The 11,294-nt window shown below is 46.7% G+C and carries 10 protein-coding genes (1 of these 10 only partly in view); 2 read left to right on the top strand and 8 right to left on the bottom strand.

The window, feature by feature from the left end:
• The 8 genes from JOE45_RS16185 to dnaA all read right to left on the bottom strand — a co-directional run.
• On the bottom strand, window positions 1–878 hold the 5' portion of the coding sequence (locus JOE45_RS16185) for an HD-GYP domain-containing protein (RefSeq protein ID WP_210019270.1). 196 nt of this gene lie to the left of the window's left edge; 878 of the gene's 1,074 nt are visible here — the first part of the coding sequence; it begins with the start codon at window positions 876–878; the stop codon falls past the left edge of the window.
• A 237-nt stretch (window positions 879–1,115) separates the two neighbouring features.
• Window positions 1,116–3,596, bottom strand: a complete 2,481-nt coding sequence (gyrA, locus tag JOE45_RS16180; RefSeq protein WP_210019271.1) for a DNA gyrase subunit A — start codon at window positions 3,594–3,596, stop codon at window positions 1,116–1,118.
• A gap of 33 nt (window positions 3,597–3,629) precedes the next feature.
• Complete coding sequence (gene gyrB / locus JOE45_RS16175) at window positions 3,630–5,543, bottom strand: DNA topoisomerase (ATP-hydrolyzing) subunit B (RefSeq protein WP_210019272.1); 1,914 nt, start codon at window positions 5,541–5,543, stop codon at window positions 3,630–3,632.
• 114 nt (window positions 5,544–5,657) lie between these two features.
• On the bottom strand, window positions 5,658–5,906 hold the full coding sequence (gene remB, locus JOE45_RS16170) for an extracellular matrix regulator RemB (RefSeq protein WP_210019273.1): 249 nt from the start codon (window positions 5,904–5,906) through the stop codon (window positions 5,658–5,660).
• Between the two features lie 38 nt (window positions 5,907–5,944).
• A complete protein-coding gene (recF, locus tag JOE45_RS16165; RefSeq protein WP_210019274.1) occupies window positions 5,945–7,051 on the bottom strand; it encodes a DNA replication/repair protein RecF in 1,107 nt (368 codons plus the stop codon).
• A 93-nt stretch (window positions 7,052–7,144) separates the two neighbouring features.
• On the bottom strand, window positions 7,145–7,363 hold the full coding sequence (gene yaaA, locus JOE45_RS16160) for a S4 domain-containing protein YaaA (RefSeq protein WP_210019275.1): 219 nt from the start codon (window positions 7,361–7,363) through the stop codon (window positions 7,145–7,147).
• Between the two features lie 17 nt (window positions 7,364–7,380).
• Complete coding sequence (dnaN, locus tag JOE45_RS16155; RefSeq protein WP_210019276.1) at window positions 7,381–8,523, bottom strand: DNA polymerase III subunit beta; 1,143 nt, start codon at window positions 8,521–8,523, stop codon at window positions 7,381–7,383.
• Window positions 8,524–8,735: 212 nt separating this feature from the next.
• The gene (dnaA, locus tag JOE45_RS16150) at window positions 8,736–10,106 is read right to left on the bottom strand and encodes a chromosomal replication initiator protein DnaA (protein WP_210019277.1); all 1,371 of its coding nucleotides are present in this window, start codon (window positions 10,104–10,106) and stop codon (window positions 8,736–8,738) included.
• Between the two features lie 553 nt (window positions 10,107–10,659).
• Here dnaA and rpmH point away from each other — a divergent pair.
• Both rpmH and rnpA read left to right on the top strand, forming a co-directional pair.
• Entirely contained in the window at window positions 10,660–10,794 is a 135-nt protein-coding gene (rpmH, locus tag JOE45_RS16145; protein WP_028550661.1) for a 50S ribosomal protein L34, read from the top strand.
• Between the two features lie 116 nt (window positions 10,795–10,910).
• Entirely contained in the window at window positions 10,911–11,276 is a 366-nt protein-coding gene (rnpA, locus tag JOE45_RS16140) for a ribonuclease P protein component (RefSeq protein WP_210019278.1), read from the top strand.
• Window positions 11,277–11,294 lie beyond the last annotated feature (18 nt).

Raw genomic sequence — 11,294 nt, 5'->3', positions numbered from 1 at the left:
GCAGGATCCAATTTCCCAAACGATTCGTCCAGAAGCTGTTCCAACACCAAGTAGGGGGAAGTTCCGCTCTTATGATAACGATTGGTTCTCATAGCATGAAACACATCCGTAATGGCCACAATTTTTGAATACAAATGAATCTTGTCACCGCGAACACCCAAAGGATAGCCGGATCCGTCTTCGCGTTCATGATGCTGTAGTGCGCAAAGCCTTACTCCATCGTTAACGGCAGGTACGCTTTTTAACAAGTTGTAGCCAATAATGGTGTGCTTTTTCATATCCTCTCTCTCGTCGGCATTCAACTTGCTTGGTTTGAACAAAATACCAGCGTCCACCTTCGCATTCCCGATATCATGCAATAATCCGCCCAATGCGACCGGCATTAAGTCCTTAGTTGGTAAACCGTGCCACTTGGCCAAGTTATAGGATGTAAGACTAACCATAATACCATTATGATATATAAAGTCACTCAGTTGAAAATGTCTTGGGCTAAACGTGAGCGCTTTGTAATAGTCAACATGCTGGATCAACTTCTCCAGGGTTGTACGTATCTCCAGTATAGGCAGGTTCTGTCCGCCGGCGTTTGCAATATTATATACACGACGCATCAGCTGCAGCATTTTTTCATATTGCTCATAGAAAGGCAGAACCGATCTTGTATGTTTTTGTTTCTCAATGACGCTTTCATCGGATACTTTAACAGACTCTCCATTCTTGGCTTCGATGTGAACGGATGAAATCAAGAATGCTCGGAGTATTTCCAAATCGCGATCCGAGATGACTCTTCCTTTGGGAAAAATCACATTGTTGTATTTGGTCAGCACATCTTCTGAAATTTTCTCGCCGGACTTTAATTGGGAAACGGGAACTGTGACCATGGGATTCCCTCACCTTGCCTCATGTTAGTGTATTAACAAAACCTATTTGCGCTGTATTTACTAAAACATTCTTCTGACCGAAGCCCTTTCCGCGAAGAACCATCCGTGGTTTAGCAGCAGCTTTTCTTGCGATAAAGAAAGTCTTTTGCTCCTCTGAAAACTTATTCTTTCTTATATCTTAAACGAAAAAGAATGGGGATGTAAGCCCCATTCTTCAACCATTTATACGTAAGACGGTTAATCTTCTGCTATAATGTCCGGCGCCTCGCCGTCTTCTTCTAATTCAGGCTGATCTTCACTCTTCTCAACCCGCGCTACGGTGGAAACCTCGTCCTCATCACGGATATGAATGAGTCTAACCCCTTGAGTATTACGTCCCATCATGGAAATGCCCGACATACTCGTACGGATAATCGTTCCCAGCGCGGTGATGATCATAAGATCTTCGTCTTCTTGAACGACCTTCAAACCTACAACCGGGCCGTTCTTCGACGTAACATTAAGCGTCTTTATCCCTTTGCCGCCACGGGTCTGAATCCGGTACTCTTCAACCGGAGTCCGCTTGCCGTAACCTTTAGACGTTACGATGAGCACGCTGTTGTCCGGATGAACAACGTCCATATCAATGACAGCATCATTTTCATCGAGGTGAATACCTTTCACTCCGGTAGCCCCTCGTCCCATCGAACGAACATCCTGCTCTGGGAAGTGGATGGACATCCCTTGCTTCGTCCCCATAACGATTGATTGATTTCCGTCCGTCAGCTTGACTCCGATCAGGTCATCGTCTTCACGAAGCGTAATCGCGATCAACCCGCCTTTACGAATATTGGAGTAGTCATCAAGCGAAGTCTTTTTCACCAATCCGTTCTTGGTAGCAAAGAACAAATATTGCTCGGAATCAAAGCTTTCTACAGGAATTACCGCATTCACCGTCTCACCTTGCTCAATCTGAATCAGGTTGATGATCGGCGTTCCCCGGGCCGTACGGCTAAGATCCGGAATCTCATAAGCCTTAAGACGGTACACCTTACCTTTATCCGTGAAGAACATAAGGTAATGGTGAGAGTTCGTCACGAACAAATGCTCCACAAAATCATTATCTTTGGTGTCCATGCCGATCACACCTCTGCCACCGCGTCTTTGGCTGCGGTAGGTGGTCACCGGCAAACGCTTGATATAGCCTGTATGTGATATCGTAATAACGACTTCGGTTTGAGGGATCAAGTCTTCGTCTTCGATGCTTTCTTCACCGATCGTAATCTCCGAACGGCGTTCGTCTCCGAACTTCTCTTTAATTTCGTTCAGCTCTTCGCTGATGATTTTCAGCACCAGTTGCTCGTCAGCCAGAATGGCTTTGAACTCCGCAATTTTCTTGAGAAGCTCGGCGTACTCTTCTTCGATTTTTTCGCGTTCCAAGCCGGTGAGGCGCTGCAAACGCATATCGAGGATCGCCTGTGCTTGATCGTAGCTGAGACCGAAACGGTTGATCAGACCTTCACGAGCTTCTTCGGTGGTACGAGATGCACGGATAAGAGTGATAACTTCATCCAAATGATCCAGCGCAATGCGTAGACCCTCCAAGATGTGTGCACGGGCTTCCGCTTTGCGAAGGTCAAATTCCGTCCGGCGTCGAATGACTTCCTTCTGGTGCTGCAAGTAATGAAACAGCATGTCGCGAAGATTGAGCACCTTCGGTTCACCGTTCACCAAAGCGAGCATGATGATACCGAAATTGGACTGCATAGCCGTCTGTTTGTACAAGTTGTTCAGTACGACGTTTGGATTGACGTCGCGGCGAAGTTCAATGACGATGCGCATACCATTGCGGTCCGATTCGTCCCGCAAATCCGTAATGCCGTCAATTTTCTTCTCGCGAACCAGCTCGGCGATTTTTTCAATCAAACGAGCTTTAATGACTTGATAAGGCAGCTCGTGCACGATGATCCGTGCTTTACCGCCGGTTTCCTCGATGGTCGCCCTAGCGCGCATTGTCACAGAACCGCGGCCTGTAGCGTATGCATGTTTAATTCCTTCACGCCCCATAATAAAACCCGCGGTAGGAAAATCGGGTCCTTTGATCGATTGCATCAGATCGAGTGATGTAAGGTCCGGATTCTCAATCAGCTGCTGAACGCCATTGATCACCTCGGTTAAGTTATGCGGCGGGATATTGGTTGCCATCCCTACGGCGATACCTGACGATCCGTTGACCAGCAAGTTAGGAAAGCGTGCGGGCATGACCACAGGTTCCTGCTCCTCGCCGTCATAGTTCGGTATGAAATCGATGGTTTCTTTGTTGATTTCACGGAGCAGCTCCATCGCGATTTTGGACAACCGCGCCTCTGTATAACGCATGGCTGCCGCAGAGTCACCATCAATCGAGCCAAAGTTTCCGTGGCCATCAACGAGCATGTAGCGTAAAGAGAAATCCTGCGCCATACGCACCATCGTTTCATACACAGCCGAGTCGCCGTGCGGATGGTACTTACCAATGACTTCCCCGACGATTCTCGCCGATTTCTTATAAGGCTTGTCCGGTGACATGCCGAGTTCCGACATAGCATACAGAATACGCCGATGCACCGGCTTAAGACCGTCTCTGACATCCGGCAAAGCGCGGCTTACAATGATGCTCATTGCGTAATCCATAAAAGAAGTGCGCATTTCTGAGCCGATATCTATTTCTTTAACCTGTGAACGGGGTTCTTCCGACAATGGTTTTTACCTCCTACAGTTCATGGCGATGAATTAAATATCCAAGTTTTTGACGTACTTCGCATGCTGCTGAATAAATTCACGCCGGGGTTCAACGTTGTCGCCCATCAGCGTATCGAAGACGAGGTCCGCTTCGATCGCGTCCTGAATGTTTACCTGCAGCAATGTGCGGCTCTCAGGGTCCATCGTCGTCTCCCACAGCTGGCCCGGGTTCATCTCTCCAAGACCCTTATATCGCTGCACATTGACTTTTGCGCCTTCCCCAAATTCAGCCATAATCGCTTCCCGCTGTTTGTCATTGTAGGCGTAACGTACCGTTTTGCTCCGCTCAAGCTTGTAGAGCGGCGGCTGTGCGATGTAGATATAACCAACCTCGATTAATTTACGCATGTAGCGATAGAAGAAGGTGAGAAGAAGCGTCCGAATATGCGCTCCATCAACGTCAGCGTCCGTCATAATAATAATTTTGTGGTAGCGCGCTTTAGCGATATCGAAATCATCGCCAATCCCGGTGCCAAGCGCGGTAATGATCGCGCGAATTTCCGCGTTGGATAAAATTTTGTCCAGACGCGCTTTTTCCACGTTGAGAATTTTACCGCGAAGCGGCAGAATCGCCTGAAAATGCCGATCTCGTCCTTGTTTGGCCGAGCCTCCGGCAGAGTCTCCTTCGACAATATACACTTCGCTGATGGAAGCATCCTTTGATGAGCAGTCTGCCAGTTTTCCAGGTAGGGAGCTCACCTCAAGAGCGCTCTTGCGGCGCGTCAGCTCACGCGCTTTCCTTGCCGCCTCCCGCGCTCTTTGCGCCTGCACACCTTTTTCCACGATTTTTTTCGCGATAGATGGATTTTCATCCAAAAACTCCTGCAGCTTCTCTGCAAAAAGAGACTCCACGATCCCGCGAACCTCGCTGTTTCCTAGTTTCGTCTTGGTTTGTCCCTCAAATTGGGGATCTGGTATTTTGACCGAAATGATGGCCGTCAAGCCTTCCCGTACGTCATCGCCTGACAGGTTGGCGTCGTTGTCCTTAATCGCATTGTTTTTGCGGGCGTAGTCGTTCAAAATCCGTGTGAGCGCGCTCTTGAACCCGGATTCGTGTGTACCGCCCTCGTGTGTGTTGATGTTGTTCGCGAACGAATAGATGTTCTCCGTATAGCTGTCGTTATACTGAAGAGCCACCTCAACATGAATATTGTCTCTATCTCCTTCAACGTAAATCGGAGGCTGGTGAACAGCTTCCCGCGTGCGATTCAAATATTCCACGAAGGAGACGATCCCGCCTTCGTAATTGAAGGTATGGGACTCATCGGTACGCTCATCTGTCAGCGTAATTTCGATTCCTTTATTCAGGAACGCAAGCTCCCGGATCCGGGACTGCAGCGTATCATAATCGTATTCGGTCGTTTCCGAGAAAATCTCTACATCGGGCCAGAACGTCACCTGTGTTCCGGTTTCTTCCGTTTCCCCGATCGTTTTAACGTCATACTGGGGAATACCGCAGCTGAACTCTTGTTCATATACTTTGCCGTCCCGCTTTACCTGAACAATCAATTTCTTGGACAAAGCGTTAACGACGGATACACCTACACCGTGCAAACCACCGGATACTTTGTAGCCCTCGCCGCCGAATTTACCGCCGGCATGAAGCACGGTAAGCACGACTTCCAAGGTCGGACGCTTCAGCTTCGGATGCTCCCCGACCGGGATGCCGCGCCCGTTATCAATAACAGTAACGCTGTTGTCCCGATGAACAATCACATCAATTTTCGTGCAATATCCAGCTAATGCTTCGTCGATACTATTATCGACTACTTCCCATACCAGGTGATGAAGGCCTCGGCTACTCGTGGATCCGATGTACATCCCCGGTCGTTTGCGAACCGCCTCTAGACCTTCAAGCACCTGAATTTGACTTTCATCATAGCTTGTACCTGGATTTACAGACATGCAGACACCCACTTTTCCTTAGTAAAAAGAGTAAATCTACCCTGAACCTGCTCTCTCAAGGTGGAAATCTCGCTCATGTTCAACTTGCTGAAGGAGTCGCGGAGCGACATGAACCTAGTTCGTTAACAGCTGGTGCGCACGTTTCTTCAAGGTCATGGACGAGATCGGAGAGTAGTAGACTTTTGTATGTGTGACTACAAGCGACTTGCTCTCCTCATCACCAATCACCTCCACGCGCTTTTCCTTATTGGCGTATGTGACGAATTGCTTCGATATTTTGGAAGATTTTTCGATAGATAGGTCAAAAATGGCGACAAGCTCCGATGCGCGAATAATTTTTTCGCCGCCCAAATGGATGAACATCCTGGCTCACTCCTTATCGGCAAAACGATGCAACAAATTTATGTGAAGCTTCCGTCACGAACGTGAATCACAGAAGCGCTTTCCAGTTTTGACAAATCTATGCTTTCAATGCCGGTTGTCGTAATAAAGGTCTGAACCTTCCGCTGGAACGTCTCAATGAGCTGGGTTTGGCGATATTGGTCAAGCTCTGACAGTACATCGTCGAGCAGGAGGAGGGGATACTCCCCGACTTCTTCCCGGATGAGCTCAATTTCGGCAAGCTTGAGGGATAAGGCCGTTGTTCGCTGCTGCCCTTGGGAGCCGAACGTTTGCGCCTCTTTATCATTGATATAAAAACGGAGATCGTCCCGGTGCGGACCGGCCATCGTCACGCCGCGGCGTATTTCTTGATCCCTCACCTGTGATAACTTTATCATAAATTGGTCAAATAAAACAGCTTCTTCTTCTTCGAGTGAATCAGCGAAGGTACTGTCGTACTCAATTCGCAGTCGTTCTGTACCGTTCGTAATGCCAGCATGTATTTTCTCCGCCCAAGTTTGCAGCTTCTTTATAAAGCTTTGACGTTTTTTCATAATTTTAATACCGAATTGGGCAAGCTGCTCATTCCAAACTTCAAGAAGGGGGGCGGCGCCGGAGGAAGAAAACAACTGCTTTAAGTAATTGTTCCGCTGCTGCAGTACTTTATTGTACTGGGAGAGATCGTATAAATAGGCAGGATGAACCTGTCCGATTTCCATGTCGAGAAACCGCCGGCGGACACTTGGAGACCCCTTGACGATCTCCAGATCCTCGGGTGCAAACATGACAACGTTCATAGATCCAATAAAATTGCTTAGTTTTTTTTGCTCCAGTCCGTTGATTTTGGCCCGTTTGCCCTGCTGGGATATGGTCAGATCAAGCTGAAGAGTTCCGTACCGCTTTTCAATCTCCGCATGCAAGCTGGCCGTTTTCTCGTTCCAACGGATCAGTTCTTTATCTTGGTTGGTGCGGTGGCTCTTGGTCAGCGCGAGTACGAAAATAGACTCCAGCAAATTGGTTTTTCCCTGAGCATTCGGTCCCACGATAATGTTTACCATGCTGTCCGTTTGGAACTCGATCTGCTCGTAATTGCGATAATGCTGGACTAACAGCCTTTTTAACTGCAAAACGGTTCCTCCTAAGGGCTTTGCTGCGCAAAGCCGGCCTCGTAAGCATCTGCTGGGCCTTGCGCAGCAAGCCTTCTTCGAAAAGCTTAACTATTAATTTTGCGTATCGACTTGAAACTCCCCGCAGCCTGCGACCTTGATGATATCATTGGGAACCAGTTTGCGACCCCGGCGATTTTCCGGCTCTCCGTTAACGAAGATTTCAGTTTCCTGCAAAAAACTTTTAGCTTGTCCTCCGGTAGAAATGCAATCCGCCAGCTTTAAAAATTGACCAAGGGTAATATAGTCCGTGCTTATGCTTACTTTTTCCATCCGATTGATCCTTCTTTCTAGCTTGTAGTCCGGTAGGGCAAGATCAGCTGCAGCAGGCTGGAATTCTCGTCCGGCCTGATAATTATCGGCTGCATCGCACCGGTAAAGCCGATATGAATCTGTTCACTGTCCATGACCTTTAAGGCATCAAGCATATATTTGGAGTTAAAGGAGATGCGCAGAAGTTCTCCCGTCATGCTTGAAGTCATCAGCTCTTCGGTAACTTTTCCAAGTTCAGAAGAGGTAGATGAGATCTCGATCGATTTGTCCTCACGCATCATCAGCTTGACGATGTTGCTCTTGTCTTCTCTGGACAGGAGGTAGGCGCGGTCAATCGCATCAATCAATTCATTCGTATTTACGACAAGCTCCGTTTGATACGATTGAGGTATAAGCTTGGACGTATCCGGATATGTACCATCCAAAATACGGGTGTAGAACAAAATGGACTTCATGTTAAAAAGTACTTGATTTTCAGCAAAAACGACATCGATCAGTGTATTTTGGTCTGGCAATATTTTCGCTAGCTCGGTTAACGTTTTCCCTGAAATGGTTACGTTGCCCAGCGTCATTCCTTCTTCGGTGTTAATATTCGTTTCTCTGCTGGCCAAGCGGTGCCGATCGCATGCAATGAACTTCAGCTTGCCGTCAGCAATCGTCCACAAGATTCCTGTCAGTACGGGAGTAGCTTCGTTTGTGGAAACGGCAAATGAGGTTTGCTTAATCATTGTTCTCAAGAGATCGCTTGGAATTTGGATCCGTTTATTTTCCTCAATGCCAGGCATAATCGGATATTCCTCGGGATCAAGACCTACCAGTTGAATTTCTGAAGAGCCTGAACGAATCGTCGTTTGAAAATGGTCTTTGACCTCAATTTCAACTTGCTGGGCGGGAAGCTTACGAATAATTTCCACAAAAAATTTGGAAGGGAGTACTACGCTTCCGGATTTTTTGAGATCGATCACTTGAATTTCATTGTCCTCAGCCGGAATAAAGCTTTGGATGGAAATATCGGTATCGCTGGCCGTCAGTGTCATTCCGCTGGAATCTACGTCTATTTTGATCCCGCTTAAAATGGGAATGGTTGTTTTGCTCGATATGGCCTTTGAAACGTGACCGATGGATTCGTTTAAATATTGCTTGAGTACCGTTAATTTCATAATGTCACTCCTACTGGTTCTAAGATGGGACAAATGGGCATATACCTCTATATTACATTGTTTTTTTATTTAGTAATAGTAGTAGGGGCCCGGGATATGTGGATATGTCGGTTAATAGGGCAAAAAGAAAGCCTATCCACATGTGTATAAGATTGTGCATAGGCTCTCCTTTATGCAGCTGTGGATAACACATTCAAAGCATAGTTTTCCGTTTAAAATGTTACGTTTTTAATTTTTTCCGTAATGTTCTGAATGACTTTGAATAATTCCTGATCCACTTTGAGTGCTTGGGATATTTTCTCATGCGCATGAATGACCGTCGTATGATCTCGTCCGCCGAATGCTTCCCCGATCTTCGGCAGTGAGAAGTCCGTCATCTCCCGAGCCAGATACATGGCGATTTGCCTTGGGAAAGCAACGGTTTTGGTTCGTTTGCGCGCTTTGAAATCCTCGATTTTCATTCCGTAGAATTCCCCGACTTTTTGCTGGATATCCTGAATTGTAATGACTCTTGGACGGCTGCTAGGAATGATATCTTTGAGCGCTTCAGCGGCCAAATGCGATGTAATGTCTTCGTTAATTAAAGAAGAGAAGGCTACAACACGGATTAATGCGCCTTCCAGCTCTCGAATGTTCGAATCGATTTGGTTGGCGATATACACCATGGCTTCGTTCGGAATATCGAGATTTTCGGCTCTAGCTTTTTTGCGCAAAATCGCGATCCGGGTCTCCAAATCCGGTGGCTGAATATCTGTAATCAAGCCCCATTCAAACCTGGAGCGGAGACGTTCTTCCAGCGTTGGGATTTCCTTGGGAGGCCGATCACTGGAAATGATAATCTGCTTGCGTTCTTCATGCAAAGCGTTGAACGTATGGAAAAATTCTTCTTGTGTCTGTTCTTTTCCGGCCAGGAACTGAATATCATCTATAAGCAATACATCGATAGTGCGATATTTGTTGCGAAAGCTTTCGCCGCGGTTGTCGCGGATGGCATTGATGAATTCGTTCGTGAATTTCTCAGACGAGATGTAGAGCACGCGTGCACTGGGGTTATGCTCGAGCACATAGTGGCCGATGGCATGCATGAGGTGCGTTTTGCCTAGCCCCACGCCTCCGTATAGAAACAACGGATTATACGCTTTGGCCGGCGCTTCCGCAACAGCTAGCGATGCCGCATGGGCAAACCGATTTCCTGACCCGATGACGAACGTATCGAACGTATATTTCGGGTTCATCATATGACTGAACGTTTCCTCAGGCGCAGAGGCTTGTTGTGCTTTGGCCGTGTTAGCAGCCGGTGTGGCTAACACGCTGGGCGGTTCAGGCTGTTCTTCGGATTCAATGATGAATTTGAGCTCGACTTGTTTGCCGGTATAATCGTAAACCGCTTCTTTAATATGCTTGGTATAGCGGTTTTCCAGCCAGTCGCGCGCGAAATTGTTCGGGGTACAGATCGTGACCGTTGTATCGTTAAATACGACAGCTCTTGTGGAGGTAAGCCACGTTTCGTAGCTCGGTTTGCTCACCCTTTTTTGCAATATGGATAGTACATGCTGCCACTGGTCGTTAGGATGGCTTTCCACAATCTATTCACTCCCTTAAAAAAATAACCGGTGTGGCGTAAGCCGCGACCCTGTTGAAAAAAGCGGAAAGTTGTCGGAGCTATCCACAATATGCAGAATGCCGATAACCAAATTATACATAAGCCTTGTAAATTGTTCACAAAGATATCCACAGGCTGTTGATAAAATTGTTGAAAAACAAGAGTATCCACAACAGAAAACATATTCATGATATCAAAAAAGGTCTTGATAAGCAACGGAATGTTCAGATTTATCCACATACCCTATACCTTGTGTGTAAAACTTATTAACAGCACTATATATTGTTTATAATGTGTTCATAATTCGACAAAATCAGTGATTATGCGATATTTTTTATTCACAGGTGGATAACCGGTTCAATGGAGTATTTAATATATGTATAATATTGATGAAAAATAGGGTGATAATGTTTTCCAACTTTTGTTCATAAGTTTTTGCAAGTCCGAAGTTGACTTTTGTTGTGAAAATATGTTTTAATGTTTAAAGGTATTTTTGGGGATTGGAACAAATCCTTCGAGGAGGTGCACGATAGATGAGACCGACTTATAAACCGAATGTCCGTAAGCACAAGAAAGTACACGGCTTCCGTAAGAGAATGAGCACGAAGAATGGTCGTAAAGTACTTGCAGCTCGCCGTCTAAAAGGAAGAAAAGTATTGAGCGCATAAGGGCGAAAGACCACTGACAGGTGGTCTTTTTTGTCGTTTTGGACTAATATGGCCTGATTTTGCCAAGGATAAGGAAAGATTTGGTGCATATAGGCCAAATAATGGAGTGTGTGTTTGTGGAGAAGAAGAACCGTCTGACGAAAAGAGAATATTTTGATAAGGTTTATCGTCACGGTAAATCTGCCGCGAACCACCAATTTGTACTTTATTATAAAGTCCAGCCGAAGCAAGAACCTTTTCGTCTAGGTGTGTCTGTCAGCAAAAAGCTTGGCAATGCCGTCGTGCGGAACCGAATACGGCGTTTGTTGAAAGAAATTGTGAGACTCAACGCAGCCCGAATTCCGGGTGGATACGACCTGATCATCATCGCGCGCAAACCCGCTGCGGAGATGGATTATCATGATATGGAGAAAAGCGTGCTTCATGTGCTCAAACGCGCGTCGCTCCTGCTTCGTAAGGAAGTGACGAAACAGAGCGATTAGTTTCTTTGTGCCCGAAGA

Source organism: Paenibacillus sp. PvR098, assembly GCF_017833255.1.
In the GTDB taxonomy this organism is placed as follows: domain Bacteria; phylum Bacillota; class Bacilli; order Paenibacillales; family NBRC-103111; genus Paenibacillus_G.
Note: the sequence above shows the minus strand (reverse complement) of the source record. Positions and strands in the feature narration are given on the sequence as shown.

Coding starts and splice junctions, on each gene's coding strand:
- dnaN (WP_210019276.1), bottom strand. CDS start 8,523: ATGAAATTAACGGTACTCAAGCAATATTTAAACGAATCCATCGGTCAC.
- gyrB (WP_210019272.1), bottom strand. CDS start 5,543: ATGTCTGTAAATCCAGGTACAAGCTATGATGAAAGTCAAATTCAGGTG.
- remB (WP_210019273.1), bottom strand. CDS start 5,906: ATGTTCATCCATTTGGGCGGCGAAAAAATTATTCGCGCATCGGAGCTT.
- rpmH (WP_028550661.1), top strand. CDS start 10,660: ATGAGACCGACTTATAAACCGAATGTCCGTAAGCACAAGAAAGTACAC.
- yaaA (WP_210019275.1), bottom strand. CDS start 7,363: ATGGAAAAAGTAAGCATAAGCACGGACTATATTACCCTTGGTCAATTT.